The sequence below is a fragment of the Paenibacillus sp. FSL A5-0031 genome (assembly GCF_001956295.1).
Taxonomy (GTDB): domain Bacteria; phylum Bacillota; class Bacilli; order Paenibacillales; family Paenibacillaceae; genus Pristimantibacillus.
Map to the genome: position 1 here is coordinate 48,226 of NZ_MRTD01000022.1, position 15,888 is coordinate 64,113.

Here is a 15,888-nt window from a genome sequence, read left to right on the forward strand (position 1 = left end):
TTTACGTTACTCTTGATTTAAAACTTTTAAGTTTTCTTGCCACTTCGACGTAATAAAATCTAAATAATCTTGAAAACCTGATTCCATCGAATCCTTATGCGCTAAATCCAAAATCTCTAATACCTCTTCATCCGTTTGCCCGTACATCGCATATGAGCGCGCGCTTAACCATATTTCTTTCACCCGGGCAAAGATTCTGCCTTCGTCAGAATTTGGAGTCGGTTGCAAATTGATAAACGGTGTTGCATCCCCTTGAGATTCCCAAGTTACCTTTTGCTGCCAGTATGTAGACCAGTTTCGCTTGTCCTCAGGCAATGTTTTTTCATAATCGCTTTTAGTTTGATCGAGATATACCGTGTTGCCAACCCAAATCAACTCGCCAGAGATTGCTTGTATTTCACTCAGCCCATCCGGGTCTGATGTGTATTTGCTCGTAAATTTTGGCGTTATTCCATCTTCTTTGAAGCCATCCCAGTACCCGTTTGGCCCCGGCGGGCCCCACATCTGAACAGCAGAACCTTCTGGCCCTGTCATCCAATCCAGCATAGCGAATATCGCTTCTGGATTTTTTGCGCTTGTCGTTATCGTAGAGACATTCCAGCCAAGCACATTGTATGTGCCAGGATAAATCTTGTTCGGATCCAATCCTTCCTTATAAATAGGATCGATAAAGATATAACCGTCCTCCGGATTTTTCCTTACAAGCTCCGCATTGGCCAACATCACTTGACGCATAGGGTCCGCACTGGCATAAACCGCCACTTTGCCGCTCATAAGCTTCTCACTTACCTGATCATCCGTTTGGGTCCAAGCATCCGAGGTAATTAGCCCCTCACGCACAAGCTTTGCTACAAATAATGCCGACTCGCGAAATCCTTCGTCTTTATAAATCGATGTCATCTTATCTCCGCTCGTTACTGCGTAGTAGCGAGTAAAGCTATAATTATTTTCCTTGAAAGCGGAAAATAATTGATCAATGCCTTGCCCCTCACTCGCAATTCCTGTTTCAAAAGGTACGACGTCAGGATAGTTGGCTTTCACTTTATTGAGGTAATCATAAAGCTCATTTGTCGTAGATAGCTTAGGGGAACCTAATTCCCGATATATTCGTTTATTAACGACATAACCTGCGTTGCCGTACGGTTTATTAGTGTAATAATTTGGAAAATAATAAATATGACCATCTGGTGCTCGAAGCAAATCTAAAATTTTAGTGCCTGCCCATTTTTTTAAATTTGGATATTTTTCTATATAATTATCGAGCGGTACGAGTAAGCCCGCTTCACGCAAACGTTCCAGATCATAACCGCGATCACCCCAAATGATATCCGGCAGCTGCTTGCTGGCAATCATCTTTCGAAGCTTCTGCTTTCCGTTTCCTTCTACGTCGATTCCTTTGATGTGAATGTTAAGATTATCCTTAATCCACTTCGAAGAGGGATCTGCGCCCCACTGCGGCATCGAATAATAACTGTAGTGACCATAAAAAGAAATATCAAGCCTTTCTTTGCCTAGTTCATAGAGCTGATCGGGAGGTAGATTTAATTGTATATCTTCCGTTGTTCCCTCTTCAGTTGTTGGAACTGGTTTACTGTCTACTCCACTGCAGGCGACAAGCATACTAACAATGAAATAGACCAACATGAAACGCAGGAACCTCTCTTTCTTCGCGTACACTGACCAAGCACCCCTTATATGAGCAGCATTTTTTGAAAAATCTCCCTTTAATAATATCAAAATAAATGCAAGCTATATATATAAAAGTTAAGTATAACCAAAAATACAGAGATATCCCAAGTGATCCAAATGGATCCCTTGGGATGATCTCTTTCACAATTAAACCTTATTATTCTCCAAGAATAGTTCTGTTAGCATGCCATCTTTCAGTACGCCATTCTAGAAGCTCTTTGTATTTATACGAATTAGCTTTCTTCTCAGCTGCATCTAGAATACGATCAACATCTGCATCACTCTTAGCTGTAGTTGATTCTGCTAGAGTCTCAAGAGTAAGATCGACAATTTGTTGTCTGGTATCACCGTATGGAGAATCCGGCTCAATATTAATGTTGGTAAGCGCTGTTGTATCATTAGATGACGGCCAAGTAATATCTCTCTGCCAACGTGCTGCCCAGTTTTGTTTTTCTAATGGCAGTGAATTAACGTATTTCAATTTTGCTGGGTCGATATACGATACGTTTCCTACGATGTGAACAACATCGTTTGCAGCTTGAATTGCTGTTACTTCCTCTTCATTGTAGTTTTCAGTGAAGATTGGTTGTTCATTTTCATCGAAACCTTTCCAGTTGCCGCCCTCAGGTCCGAAGAATGAGATTGTCATGCCTTCAGGTCCTGTCATCCAATCAAGTGCTGCGAAGATTTTTTCTGGATCTTTTGCATGTTTAGTAATCGTCACAACGTTCCAACCAAGTGCATCGTAACCACCTGCAAAGATTTTGTTCTTATCAAGTCCAGCTTTGCGAACAGGCCAAATCATGAAATAACCAGCATTTGGATCTGCCTTTCTAAGCTCAGAATCTCCGCGTGAAGCAAACGTAGTAACGCCTGATCCTGCATAAACAGCTACTTTACCGGTTACGATTTTTTCCGCAACGACATCTCTCGTTTGTGTCCACCAATCTTGTGCGATCAGCTTCTCACGGTACAATTTTGCAAGGTATTTTTGAGACTCACGGAAAGAAGGATCTGTAAAGAATGAAACGAGATTATCGTCTTTGATCACACCCTGTACATCACTGCTTAATGATTTGTAAAGGTTGTTTTCTCCAAATCCTGCGTAAACAACGCCTTGTCCTTGAATTTCAGAACCACGATCCAGTTCCAATGGAATCATATCCGTGTATTTCTCTTTTACTAATTTTAGGTATGCGTACAAATCATCAAATGTTTCAAGTGCTGGCGATCCAAGCTCAGCATACACTTTTTTGTTCACTACATAACCAGCTGTACTAGTTGGTTTATCTGTGTACCAGTTAGGGAATTTGTACAGCTTGCCATCCGCGGAACGAAGAAGTTCCATGGACTTAGGATTAAGATATTTCTTCAAATTTGGATACTTATCAAGATAAGGATCAAGCGCTACGAGCTGATCATTTGCAATAAGTCTTTCAATATCCGGATTGTAACGATCACCATAAATAACATCTGGCATTTGACTAGAGTCAGCCATAAAGGTCTGCATCAGCTGTGCAGAGTTCCCTTTTGCGTGTATCGGTTTGATCGTTACTTGTTTATTTTCTTTCAAGTATTTCCAAAAAGGGTTTGCATCCATGGTGTCAGGAAAATCTTGCCAGCTGTAGTGCGTATAAGCTGAGAATTCAATCGGGCTAGAACCAAATACCCATGATTGATCTGCTGGAGCGTCTGTAGCCTCACTCCCTTTATTTGTGTTCGTTGCTGAATCTGTTGCTGCTGGTTTTGGATCATTGCCCCCCGAATTGCTGCATCCTGCAAGTACAGTTACCAGTAGAAATACCGCAGAGACTACCATTAACAGCGGCTTTTTCATTTTCTTCATGCTGATTTTACCCCTCTCATGATTAATATATATGTCCAAAGCGACATTCGCCTTAAACCGCTGGTCAACAAGCTATTCTTTTAGAGATCCAACCATAACACCCTTCATGAAAAATCTTTGAAGAAAAGGATATACAGCGATAATGGGAAGTGACACAATCATAATCATTGCGCTAATAAGAGATTTGGAGGTAAGGGCTTTCGATGCCATTTTCTCACTAGCAATGCTGTCATTTCCGATCGCATCCGTTAGAACATTAGAGTTCAGTACTTTCCGCAATATCGTTTGAATAGGCAGCAAATCTTGATTAGAAACATAGATCGATGGCGCAAACCAATCATTCCAATGGGCAATGGCTGTAAACAAACCAAGTGTGGCGATTACTGGCATAGACAACGGGAGCGCCATTTTGAAAAATATGCCCCAGTTGCTGCAGCCGTCAATTTGAGCCGACTCTTCCAATCCCACAGGCAAGCTCTTAAAGAAGGTTCGGAATACGATCATATTCCATACACTGATTAGACCGGGAATAATGTAAACAAGGAAACTGTTCATCAAACCGAGTGATTTAATCAATAGAAAGGTTGGAATCAACCCGCCGCCGAAGTACATCGTAAAGATGAAATAAAAGGAATAATAGCCACGACCCATTAAATAGTTTTTGGACATGCCATACGCGAGCAATGCAGTCAAAAAAGTTGCTGATATGGTTCCAATGATCGTTCGGCTAAAGGAAATGTAAAATGCATTTAAAATTTTGTCATCTTGAAAAACAATTTCATAGTTTGCAAATGTAAACATCCTTGGCCAAAATGTAATGCCGCCTTTGGCAGTATCTGTTCCTTCATTCAACGAAACAACGAGTGTATTCCAGAACGGATACAATGCGGAGAAAGCTAACAAAATGAGGAACACATATATGCATACAACCATAGCTCGGTCGTTATAGCTCAAACGCTTGAAAGTCAATTGGTTTCGCCCCCAGTTATGAAGTAATGTTCTACCATAAGCCGTTGCCGGACCTACGGGCTAGGTAGTTAGCCGCCGTCAAGAGCAATACGCTAATCACTGCTCTAAATAAACCAACTGCAACACCGTAAGAAAATTTCCCATTCTGCAGGCCGACCCGATATACATAAGTATCAATAACATCCGACACCGGTCTTAGAATTGGATTCTGGGCAAGGATCAAAATATCTTCAAAACCAGCACTCAATAAATTCCCCATTGCTAGAATCATAAAGATGATAATAACCGGCATAATCGTTGGTATCGTTATGAGATAAATTTGCTTAAACTTGCTGGCTCCATCAATATCTGCCGCTTCATACAAATGCGGATCTACACCTGCGATTGCAGCAAGGTAAATAATCGAGCCAAAGCCGATTTCCTTCCATACCGTGGTCGAAACCAGTATGCCCCAGAAGTATTCCTTTAGGGACAGGAAGTTGACCGGTTCATCTATCGCTCCAACACCTTCGAGCAGCATATTGACACTGCCGTTTTCAGTTGAAAGCAACGCCATAACCATACCGCCTACAATAACCCATGACATGAAGTACGGTAGATATGTAATTGTTTGTACGACTCTCTTAAACATCATATGCCTTACTTCATTCAGCATTAGCGCCAATATAATCGGTGCTGGAAAACCTATTAATAGCTTTAAAAGGCTTATCATAAGTGTATTTCTCATGACCGTAGCGATATCAGGTGCAGTAAGGAACGCTTCAAAATGTTTAAAGCCCACCCAAGGGTTATCGAATATTCTCGATCCCGTAAAAAGGTTGTAATCCATAAACGCCGTCAATACACCATACATAGGTATATAGGCAAATACGAATATCAGCAAAATACCCGGCCACACCATCAATTGCACATCCATTTGCTTCATCAGACGGTTGAAAAAGGTTTTTTTTCTCGGGCTGTTCTCCGACGGAGTCGCTGTGTACTTTACCTTCGTTGTTGCTTGCGACATGCTCATCCTCCCATAATAAAATGATATAATTTTTGCAAATTAGCACTGAAGCGTCCTGCATCTTCAGCAGCAAATGCCGTTCATTAGGCTCATTTACATTCTAACTCTGTCAAAAAGTTGAAACTATATAATAAAAACCCGATTTTTTATACTTTCACAGGCTTTTATGATAAATTCGATCATTTTATTGATTTTTGCAAACAAAATCGGCGAGGATGGTTTCAAAAATGGCCTTAAAATGACAAAAAAAACACGCCTTAAAAGGCGTGTCGTGTGTTGTAAAGCTATATGTTCAATCCACCCAAGCTGGCACCTTTAACAAATAATCGCTCGATGCTCTTCAGAACCGAAGGATCTGGAATTAATGGCGGTGCTTGATGCGGTTTAATACGAGCGTCAATAATCAAATTGTCACAAGCCCAATGCTTGTTCTCATAATGACTATTCACGCCATACATATCGTGTGATGGATTGCTGCGCGTAAAGGTAACCCATAGGAAGTTTTTAATCGTCTCGCTAATGAAATGACTATCATCACCTACTATAATCATAGGGCATGAAGAAAGAGCTCCCTTTTCTTGTATAGCATCACATAACGATTGCATTTCCTGCTTAGCACTGGCATAACTCACAAATGTAGAGCCTTGGATGACTACAACTCCCGGCATGACCATACGCGCATTCTCAAATCCGCTTATTTCTTTGAAAACATCGGGCACTTCTGTACATAAGTCTCTTTTTTTGTCCCCATATGCTGCGATGACTACTTTACTGCCGCTGTTTAATCCCGTACCCGAATAATCGAGTGTATCAATCGTCGTATTTGTATGGAAATGAATGTCTCGGCTAAGGTCGATACGTTCTAGTATATACGTTAAAAAATCCACTTCATCATGTGAATCCAGCGGCCTTTGATCTTCAGCTGTAATAAATAGATATTTGGCCAAGCTCAGTTGTCCTGTACCCAGAATACGATTGGCAATGGTGAGCAGCTCTGCTGGCTGTTTCACTTGCTGATAAGGCGTGTACCGTTCGCTGCCTATTGCAAAGAGCAGAGGATGAACACCCGCTGCATCTACAGCATGCACTTCCTTTACACCAGGAATTTCTTGTCTAATCGCATCACCTGTCAGCTCATGAATGAGCTCTCCAAACGCAGTATCCTCCTGCGGCGGGCGGCCAACAACGGTAAATGGCCAAATCGCTCCCGGCTTCGCGTACACTTTATGAACTTTCATGACAGGGAAAGGATGAGTAAGACTGTAATACCCCAAATGATCACCAAATGGTCCCTCGGGTTTCGTCTCGCCTTGATGAATTTCTCCAGTTATAACAAAATCAGCATCGTTGCTAATACAGAACCCATCCAAATAACTGTAGCGAAAACGGTGCCCTGACAGCATTCCGGCAACAGTCATCTCTGTCAGCCCTTCCGGCAGCGGCATAACAGCTGCCAGCGTATGTGCTGGAGGGCCGCCTACAAAACAGCTCACTTTTAAAGGGATACCCTTTTTATTCGTTTTATCTTGATGCACGCCGATGCCGCGATGAATCTGATAATGTACGCCAATTTCTTTGTTCGTTTCATAATCATTGCCGCTCAGCTGTACACGATACATACCCAAATTGGAGTTCATTATCCCTGGCTTGTCCGGATCTTCCGTGTAGACTTGAGGCAGGGTTACAAATGCACCGCCATCCATTGGCCAGCTTTGAATAAGCGGCAAATCCGAAATTTGTATTTCCTGCGCGGTTACTGGCAGACTGCTCGACTTCTTAACCGGAAGAGCTTTCCAAGCGGCCAAACCGGTTCTGACATGCTTAAACGGATTTTTTAATGCCTTCATGGGATCATTGCGCAGCTCCATCACACTTTGCACCGATTCCCAAGTGTTGCGGAATATGAATTTGCTGCGCTCTACCGTTCCGAACAAATTAGAAACTGCCCGGAATTTAGAGCCTTTTACATTTTCGAATAGCAGCGCTGGACCGCCAGCCTCATAAACTTTCATATGGATAGCAGCCATCTCAAGATACGGGTCAACTTCTTCTTTTATACGAACCAAATGTCCGTTTTTCTCTAAATCAATGACACATTCTTCTAAATTGCGATACATTTGAAATTCTCCAATCTCAGCCTGATAGGGTGATCAAAACTCACGCTCTTTTTATTAAAATTAATTCATATTGTTGCCTATTGTCAAACGCGATCAAAAACCAAATGTTACATACGGCCACGCTTTCGCAAATAACAAAAATACGCCATAAATGGCGTATTTTTATCATCTTATTAACGAAGTTTATAGTATTGATTATATACTTACTCTACTACAAAAGTATAGGCAGGCATCCTTTAACAGACGCCTCTCTTGCCTTACAATTCGCTTTTTGCAGTATACAATACAGGCCATGCTTCGCCCTCGTATATTTCTCCCTCTCTTCCGTTCATCATCTGTGCATTAAAATGATTATTGCCTTTAGCGTCGTATTTATATTTGGTTTCACCCGTCATGAGATGAACCGCCATCGAGCGGCGTGCTTGATCACTCGTATTAGGCCCGCTTCCATGAATGGTCAATGCATGATGAAAGCTTACTTGTCCAGCTTTCATAATAACAGGTACTGTTGAAAACTTTTCGTTTTCCGGAATGTCCATTGCTTGCTGCTGCTTCTCCAAATTTTGCTCGAAGAAATCATTTACATTCAACAAGCCCCACTTGTGGCTGCGCGGCACCATCTGCATACAGCCATTCGATAGATCCACATCCGTAAATGCAACCCAAGCCGTAATGAGCGTCGGCCCCGCGCAGCATTGCCAGTAAGCGTAATCTTGGTGCCAGCCTACATTTGCTGTTTCCTTACCTGTACCTCTTCCTGGTTTATACAGCAGCTGATCATGAAACAACCTTATCGTTTCCGTCTCCATCAGAGCAGCGGCAATTCCTCCGATCGTAGCGTTTACTGCTACGTTACGCAAAGTCAGATCTGACCAATGCGAATTATCTGTTTTCCTCAGAGCCCGCGGATTATCCTGTCCCTCCAGCCAATTGCATACCGGCGCTTTTCCAGTCTCGTATTCGCCGCGATATAGACGATCCTGATGTGCAACGATTTCCGCTAGCTCATCCTCAGAGAAAATAATAGGCGAAATCCAGTAACCATTTTCAGAAAAAAATGTGACATCTTCTTGTGCAGGGAGACAATCTTTACGCAGTTGACCATTCATAGACATATTATGCACCTCATGCATTCATATTTTAAACATATGATCATTATAAACCGGTTAAAATACGTTGTATTTTGCAATTCCATGCATAGATTTAAAGTTCTTGATCATCATTGCTTGTTGTGATTTTGTGCTGAAAAGGTATAATCGGAGGTAATTGTTTTGAAAAGGAGAAGAGGTCATCGCATGAAGGAAATTAAATCATTAAAGAACGAGGTACCCAAACAGCATCTTGTTATTGAGAACGAAAGTGAGTTTCGTATTGAATTGCCCTTCGATTCTGATGCGAGCCATATTTATTATCTCGGTGTGAACCATTATGAAAACTGGAGCACATCGATTCATTATCATGATCATTTCGAATTGTGCTACGTGGATGAAGGGTACAGCCAGTACAAAATCGATAAAACGGTTTATGAAATTGAGAAAGGCCAGCTCCTGCTTACTAAGCCTGAAGAAATTCATTTTGGATTAGCAGGAAAACATAAGCCTTTCAAGCTCTATTACATCGGGTTTAGGCTGGAGCGGCTACATTCCTTGTTTCCTGAATTTTACCGGATTGGACTTCAACGAATCGCTCATGATCAAGATAGCCGAGTAAAAGCACTATTCGAGCATATGATTACCGAAATTAAAAATAAAGCTTATTTAAGCTTGCCTATGGTGGAAGGGTTGTTTCAACAGCTGCTTGTGACGACGCTGCGAAATTTTCTTGATCCAGCATTAGCAGCAGAGGCCCCTCCGAGGCCGCTTAACGACGCGATTACTGAAGTAATGAATCAGCTGCATCGTGAGGTTCGTTATAACTATGATCCCGAGCAGCTAGCGAAATCTATCCATATTAGCCGCTCCCATCTCGCAAGGGAATTCAAAAATGCCGTTGGCATTCCCCTTGGTGAATATATTCGTCACTTATGCTTGGATAAAGCGAAGTCTGAGCTTCGAAGCACATCGAAAGCGATCTCGCAAATCGCAGAAGAGCTGCAATTCTCATCCATTCATACGTTTAGCATATTTTTCAAACGATTTACAGGGCAAACGCCAACTCTCTATCGTCAATCTACAAAATCTAATCTATAAATAAATGCAGGACTTTTAATCTCATGTCCAGCCCAAAGAAGCCTTCCCATCGGCATGACAGGAAAGCTCCATCTGGATAAATAAAAGGGACAGCATACAAGTTTATTTCATCCTTACACTATAAAACCTCATTGCACGAGGCACTCCCTTGATTTCTAATTTGCCTGCGTAAATAAGCTCGCGCAATCTAAATTCAAAATATTGATCCCCTACATATTGTTCACAGTAGCCGAGTGCCTGTCCGACTACTCTGGCAGCTTTAATAAATTCGCCTTTAGGCTTTTCACTCAGCAGCTGCTCTACCGTCTCTAATAAATAGGCATCAAAATAATGTTCGTCAACGCCAACCAGTTTGTTGTCGTGCCAAATGCGCAGCACCTCTTGCTGCTCGGCAAGCGTTAACCATTCACGCTCCAGCTGCTCTCTTGTTTCACGGGATAACGGACCATTTTCCTCCGACTCGCCAAATACAGCCTGCAGCTTTTCTATCGGAACTTCTCCTAAATGAATATAATCGATAAATCTATCCGGTGTATTAAACCTTCTGCTGCAAGCATCCTCCGCATTAAAAACAAAAACCTTATTCAAGCAATTTCTGAGCAAATAAATGGTATAGCGCAAACCAGCATAATCATGAGCATTGTTACCAACCCAAAGTACAATGGAGGCTTCTGCTGGAATTTGGGCAATTATACTTTTAGGATAAACTTCCTCTTCTACATCATCTTCTGGACTATCGTAGCCATTATTAATATGATCTCTCAGCCATTCGTATCTTTTCTTTCTTCCCTCCTCCTCATGAAGCTGCCAAATCGGTCCTATCGAGTATCTGTCATTAAATGAGACAACTTTGTTTGTATCCGATAATCCCATCTGCTTTACTGCATATCTCAAACTACCAGCAGCTGAGTCCCCAAATAAAATATGAATCTTAGCGGCGTCTGCACTCCATTCTCCAGTCTTCTCATTGTTTTGAGCAAGGAGCAAATCATCGTAAAATCCCTTCAAGTTATGGAAGATATTCTCTTCCAATTGTTTATTTCCGTTAGCTAAATCAATTTGAAACATAACCAGCTTAAGAGCCGTCCTTACATCCTCCGATGACAGCTCATCGATCACATTACGTATTTCCATCACTTTTTTCAAAATGTTCAACTCCTGTTCTTCACTTTTTACTAATCAATAAAGCGATCTTCATTCCTTTATTTTGGTGATACACATGGATAAGAATAAGCCAGAAGATCAAAGCCCCTTTTCTTCAAAATAGGAAGACTCATCGGACTAGCATCTACCGTCAGCAAGCGAAATCCATTTTCCCAAGCTGCCTGTGCTCGTACAGCAAGTAAAGAAGTATACATCCCTTTGTTTCGATAAGCCGACAAGGTTGACCCGCCCCATAAGCTTCCAAAGGAAGTTCCATTATGCAAATACATCCAAGCTGCACTGACTGCTTTTCCATCTTCATAAGCTGCATAGATAAACAGGCTATCCGGATCATTTTTCAGATTTCGTATTAATTCCTCTCCAAGCTCGCGATGTGATTCTCCCCAAATTTCTTCTTCCAGTAAGACGATGTCATTGATTCCTGCTTCATCGGCGATTCGAATGATAGAGGATGGAATTTCACAGGATAACATAAAATCACCTTCTGTTAGCTGCATAACCATCAATCCCTCGGGATCTCCAATCGTAAATCCATGCTCACTAAGCTTATCCTTTAAATTGGCAGGCTGATCGTAGTCATATAGCTTCCACTCAAACCGCTGATCCAATTGCTTAAAGTAAGATAGCTGCTCATTAATCGCATGTTGAACCGTTTCATTTGTTAATGCTGAGTAGGTTACATAACCTTCACCGCCTGTAAGGGAAACCTGCCTTATCAGTCCACCTTCTTCTTCACGGCGAAAGCCAGCAATGGTCTGATCTATCCGTTGTTCCTTATTAAACAATGCTATAAGCTGTTCTTTATTCATCGAATGCCTCCGTCGTCCATTTGTCTTACCGTCTTACTTAGGTACGTGACTGCCGGCTAAAAAGATTCATGTCCGTCTTGATCAGTATGCCATAATGAAAGACCAATCAGCAAAACAAAACGAGCCTATAGTATGATTACTATGGCTCGTTTTGTTAGTTTTTGACTGAAAGTCTAACACCCTGTATAAAAAAGCTGCTTCTTATATTTATTGTGATTCACGATTTGGTAGATGAATAAACCCACCCTCGAATGCGGTGTACCTAGCATAATCCAGACTCAGCGCTTCTCCAACCGGCTTCATCGTCTTTCTATCCATATGATAGATCCCGAATGTATCAATCCAATTATTATGGTTCACGTACCAGTCATACATAATCCAGAAATCGATGCCAACAAGAAAACCATCACTTCTCAGCTGGGCCTCTCCATCTTCAGATATGACCGCTCGCTCCATCAGCGCCTGCAGCGTTTCCTTATAGGTTTTCAGCTGCTCTGCCGCCATCGTATCCTGATCAGAGGACCAGTGGCCAAACTCGGTATTCCATATCGGCTTGTCCGGCCAAAGCTCATGCGCTTTTTGCAGAAAGTCTTTTGTGCCTTCATAATACGTACTGCCATGGAATATGCCAAAATACATCGTCCAGCCCGCCACATCCAGCGGCTCCATGGAAGGATCATGCCCACCTGGCTGATCTGCTGCCGCACTTTGGGTCGTGAGACGTCCATCCGCATAATTTTCCTTCAGGTCGTTTACTAAACGTTTGTTGTAAACCGTTCGCAGCTCTACCTCAACGGATTCATTTTGCGTGCTCCACATGAGAACGGAAGGCGAGTTGTATTGGGAGAAAATCATCTCCCTCCACATTTGATCGGAAAGCCGCTTTTGCTCCTGTGCCTCAAAATGCTCACGAGTGAATTGCCAAAGCGGAATTTCACTGACGGTTGCAAGTCCGAGCCGATCCGTCAATAACGATGTGTATACATGGTTTGGGTAATGTGCCGTTCTAACGAAATTAACATGCATGGACTGCTTCATTTGAACCAAGTCATCTCGGATTTGCTTCCACGTCGCAGAACGCCCTGTATCCGGCCATTCTTCATGGCGAGCAACGCCGGCAAGAAAGGCCGGGCGTCCATTCAACAGCAGCTTGGTACCTTCCGTCGTAACTGTACGTATGCCAAACTGCGACGCATAACGATCCAACTGGGCAGTACGATCCCCATATACAACTGCAAATTCCGCTACATACAGCTCTGGCTGCCAAAATGCCCATAAGCGAGGCTCTTGAATATAGACTATCGCTTCCATCACCTTCGTCTCATAAGGAGCCAGCGCTTCCGTCCAGTTTAAATCGCCCGTCCATCTTGTTTGCTTCCCTTTAATATCTGCTGCGAGAGGTGAATTTAAGAATGCATCGGCTTCATGATCCACATCAAAAATTTGCCCGCTAACGTTCACCTCTACAGCATCTGCTCCACGGTTTTCCAGAACTACACTAAACTTTACACGCCCCTCAATATCGAGCGGTACGATGTTTACTCTTGGTATATGGCATTTGGCAGTTCCGCTAATGTATAGGTCATGGATCACACCGGTGTAGTTAAAAAAATCCGTTCCAGGTGTTGCCGGTATGATATCCGCTCGGCTTCCCCAAGGCGGATTATCGATTCGAAGCACAATCGTGTTCGCTTCACCAATCTTCACAAAAGGCGTCAAATCAAGTGCAAAAGGGGTAAAGCCACCCTCATGATAGCCAACCCACTGCCCATTGACCCAAACGTCAGCTACATAGCTAATCGCGAGCGCACGCAGTGTAACTGCTTTATTTGCCCATGCTGCATCGAGACAGAACGTACGACGATACCATACGCCGTCTTGATACGTTTCGCTGGAGCCTGCTTCCTCTTTCCCGCGAATTTCATTTTCCGGAAAGGGCAGCTGACGCTGCGCCCAAGCAGAATCATCAAAGTCGACTTCAGTACGGCCGCCAGCTTCAAGGAGGACGTGCTCGAACCACCGATCATTGCGCTCGGACAATGAGAAATCATGATCCGCAGCAAATCTTTCTTTCTTCCACATGCCCTTCAAGTCAAGCTTCAAACGCTGCTGCGCATCAAATGACGGTACAGGAATGCCATTTTGAAACGGAACTGCCACTCCGCTTACCTCGCGCAGTTCCATCGTCGTTTGAATCATGTTCATCTTTTCTTGCTGTACCAAACGAAGATCCATCGGTTTCTCCTCCAATTCACATCTATCATTCCTATTTCGCTGTATCGTTTGCCGTCTCATAATTTCCGTCTGCCGGCTGATACACCCGAACGTACTCCAGCTCGAATGTTTGCGGGAAAACCGTCGTCTCATCTGGATAACCCGGCCAATTGCCGCCAACGGCCAAATTCAGCTGCAAGAAAAACGCACGATCGAAAGGTGCAGGGAATGGCTCGTTATCCGCAGCCTCATCCTTGCGCGTGAACCATGTCGTCGTCTGATAAAACTCCTTATCGTCGACGTACCACTTCATCCCGCTTGGCGTCCATTCTAGAGCAAAGTCATGAAACGCTTCTGCGAACGTTCCTTCTTCCAGACTTACTTTCCCGCCTCTATAAATGTGAGGATTACCCATATGCAAAGTACCATGCACCTGCTCAGGCTCGTGTCCAAGATACTCCATAATGTCAATCTCGCCGCTGCTTGGCCAGCCGCCGTATTTCTCCATGTCCGTCGGCATCATCCATATGGCAGGCCACATACCTTTGCCAAGCGGCATCTTAGCCCGGAACTCGAACCGGCCGTACGTCCAATCCGCATGGCCCTCCGTAATTAATTTCGCGGACGTATACGGCTTGCCCCCATGCTCCTGCTTCAACGCTTTGATGACTAGCTTGCCGTCTTCAATATAAGAGTTTGCCGCATCCTCTGTATAAAACTGATCTTCATTATTCCCGAAGCCTGATCCTCCGGTTACATGCTTCCACTTGGTCTTATCGATTTCTTTGCCGTCAAACTCATCGTTCCATACGAGCTTCCACCCATTTTTCTGCTGCGGAGCTTCTTTTTTATTACCCATGCTGCACCCCATTATAAATAAGATAATTGCTAGAAAAATACTCGAAATCTTGAAAAGTCTCTTCACCCAAGCTCCTCCTCTTACTCACCGGTAATACCAGCCCGATCAACGCCTTCCACAAACCAGCGCTGAAGCACAAAGTAGAGAATGAGCAGCGGTGCGATCGTCAGCAGCGTTCCAGCCAGCTTAATCGCTTCGTTCAACTGACTGCCAGGAGTGCCCGGCGGGTATACCTTATTGTAGCTGTCCGTAAACTTTTGCAGCTCCAGCGGCAATATGGTCAGCTCGTTTCCGAAATAAAGACCTGCTAAATACGTTTCATTCCAGTACCATACAAACGAGAATAGAAATACGATAATGATTGCAGGAAGAGCCATAGGAACGGCTACGCGATAAAAGATTTTCAAGCTGCCCGCTCCATCAATTTCTGCAGCCTCCTCCAGCACATCCGGTATGCTTCTAAAAAACTGATAAAAAATGAGAATAAACAATGCGCTTTTTAGTCCTTGCCCGAGAATGGCCGGATATATAAACGTCTCCAGCGAGCCGAGCAGCCCGTATTGCTTAAATAAAAGGTACGTCGGCATCATCGTAATTTGCGGCGGGATAACAAAGGTTACGAGCATAAGCACGAACAATATCTTTTTAAAAGGAAACTCGAATCGAGCAAAGCCATAACCGATAACGCCCGCCGATATCGTTTGCAGCAAGGCCGGAAGGCCTGCCACCCCAATCGTTTGCAAAAGTGTTTTTTCATAATCGAGCACGTTCAGCGCCTTCGAATAATTCTCGACATACAGCGTTGATGGAATCCACTTGATCATGGAGTTAACCAAATCGTCCAAGCTCATGAAGCTGTTCACCAGCATAAATAACATCGGATACAAATAGACAAAGCCGATCGCAATCAGAAGGAGATATACTACAGCCTTGAACACAAATCCGTCGTTTTCTCCCATGCCGAACAACAGCTTACGGACTTTGCTCGCAGCGACTAACGTCTGTCTTTTCCACATGCAGCTC

General features: G+C 43.3%; 12 protein-coding genes. 1 reads left to right on the forward strand and 11 read right to left on the reverse strand.

Annotated features, from left to right (window positions below):
• Positions 1–6: 6 nt before the first annotated feature.
• From BK120_RS28640 to BK120_RS28665, 6 genes are all read right to left on the reverse strand, one after another.
• Positions 7–1,644, reverse strand: coding sequence for an extracellular solute-binding protein (locus tag BK120_RS28640; RefSeq protein WP_076270914.1), 1,638 nt, complete (start codon positions 1,642–1,644; stop codon positions 7–9).
• 202 nt (positions 1,645–1,846) lie between these two features.
• Entirely contained in the window at positions 1,847–3,535 is a 1,689-nt protein-coding gene (locus BK120_RS28645) for a type 2 periplasmic-binding domain-containing protein (RefSeq protein ID WP_076270915.1), read from the reverse strand.
• Positions 3,536–3,607: 72 nt separating this feature from the next.
• Complete coding sequence (locus BK120_RS28650; RefSeq protein WP_076270966.1) at positions 3,608–4,468, reverse strand: carbohydrate ABC transporter permease; 861 nt, start codon at positions 4,466–4,468, stop codon at positions 3,608–3,610.
• A 67-nt stretch (positions 4,469–4,535) separates the two neighbouring features.
• A complete protein-coding gene (locus BK120_RS28655) occupies positions 4,536–5,513 on the reverse strand; it encodes an ABC transporter permease (protein ID WP_076270916.1) in 978 nt (325 codons plus the stop codon).
• A gap of 284 nt (positions 5,514–5,797) precedes the next feature.
• Positions 5,798–7,630 carry a UbiD family decarboxylase gene (locus tag BK120_RS28660; protein WP_076270917.1) on the reverse strand — a complete coding sequence of 611 codons (1,833 nt, stop codon included), beginning with the start codon at positions 7,628–7,630 and terminating at the stop codon, positions 5,798–5,800.
• Between the two features lie 257 nt (positions 7,631–7,887).
• On the reverse strand, positions 7,888–8,745 hold the full coding sequence (locus tag BK120_RS28665) for a phytanoyl-CoA dioxygenase family protein (protein ID WP_179089917.1): 858 nt from the start codon (positions 8,743–8,745) through the stop codon (positions 7,888–7,890).
• Positions 8,746–8,925: 180 nt separating this feature from the next.
• On the opposite strand from BK120_RS28665, the gene BK120_RS28670 reads away from it, so the two are divergent.
• Positions 8,926–9,819: an AraC family transcriptional regulator gene (locus BK120_RS28670; RefSeq protein ID WP_076270918.1), complete on the forward strand. Its 894-nt coding sequence runs from the start codon at positions 8,926–8,928 to the stop codon at positions 9,817–9,819.
• Positions 9,820–9,921: 102 nt separating this feature from the next.
• Here the strand turns inward: BK120_RS28670 and BK120_RS28675 are convergent, their stop codons facing one another.
• The 5 genes from BK120_RS28675 to BK120_RS28695 form a co-directional block, all read right to left on the reverse strand.
• Positions 9,922–10,956: a DUF1835 domain-containing protein gene (locus BK120_RS28675; protein ID WP_256711056.1), complete on the reverse strand. Its 1,035-nt coding sequence runs from the start codon at positions 10,954–10,956 to the stop codon at positions 9,922–9,924.
• Positions 10,957–11,021: 65 nt separating this feature from the next.
• Complete coding sequence (locus BK120_RS28680; protein WP_076270920.1) at positions 11,022–11,792, reverse strand: GNAT family N-acetyltransferase; 771 nt, start codon at positions 11,790–11,792, stop codon at positions 11,022–11,024.
• A gap of 207 nt (positions 11,793–11,999) precedes the next feature.
• The gene (locus tag BK120_RS28685; RefSeq protein ID WP_076270921.1) at positions 12,000–14,027 is read right to left on the reverse strand and encodes a glycoside hydrolase family 2; all 2,028 of its coding nucleotides are present in this window, start codon (positions 14,025–14,027) and stop codon (positions 12,000–12,002) included.
• 31 nt (positions 14,028–14,058) lie between these two features.
• Positions 14,059–14,931 carry a glycoside hydrolase family 16 protein gene (locus tag BK120_RS28690; RefSeq protein WP_076270922.1) on the reverse strand — a complete coding sequence of 291 codons (873 nt, stop codon included), beginning with the start codon at positions 14,929–14,931 and terminating at the stop codon, positions 14,059–14,061.
• 14 nt (positions 14,932–14,945) lie between these two features.
• Positions 14,946–15,881, reverse strand: coding sequence for a carbohydrate ABC transporter permease (locus BK120_RS28695; RefSeq protein ID WP_076270923.1), 936 nt, complete (start codon positions 15,879–15,881; stop codon positions 14,946–14,948).
• Between the last annotated feature and the right edge of the window lie 7 nt (positions 15,882–15,888).

Bases quoted from the DNA above. Each gene is read 5' to 3' on its own strand.
- BK120_RS28645 (WP_076270915.1), bottom strand. From the start codon at position 3,535: ATGAAGAAAATGAAAAAGCCGCTGTTAATGGTAGTCTCTGCGGTATTT.
- BK120_RS28660 (WP_076270917.1), bottom strand. From the start codon at position 7,630: ATGTATCGCAATTTAGAAGAATGTGTCATTGATTTAGAGAAAAACGGA.
- BK120_RS28650 (WP_076270966.1), bottom strand. From the start codon at position 4,468: ATGGTTGTATGCATATATGTGTTCCTCATTTTGTTAGCTTTCTCCGCA.
- BK120_RS28655 (WP_076270916.1), bottom strand. From the start codon at position 5,513: ATGTCGCAAGCAACAACGAAGGTAAAGTACACAGCGACTCCGTCGGAG.
- BK120_RS28680 (WP_076270920.1), bottom strand. From the start codon at position 11,792: ATGAATAAAGAACAGCTTATAGCATTGTTTAATAAGGAACAACGGATA.
- BK120_RS28685 (WP_076270921.1), bottom strand. From the start codon at position 14,027: ATGGATCTTCGTTTGGTACAGCAAGAAAAGATGAACATGATTCAAACG.
- BK120_RS28695 (WP_076270923.1), bottom strand. From the start codon at position 15,881: ATGTGGAAAAGACAGACGTTAGTCGCTGCGAGCAAAGTCCGTAAGCTG.
- BK120_RS28670 (WP_076270918.1), top strand. From the start codon at position 8,926: ATGAAGGAAATTAAATCATTAAAGAACGAGGTACCCAAACAGCATCTT.
- BK120_RS28640 (WP_076270914.1), bottom strand. From the start codon at position 1,644: ATGTTGGTCTATTTCATTGTTAGTATGCTTGTCGCCTGCAGTGGAGTA.
- BK120_RS28665 (WP_179089917.1), bottom strand. From the start codon at position 8,745: ATGTCTATGAATGGTCAACTGCGTAAAGATTGTCTCCCTGCACAAGAA.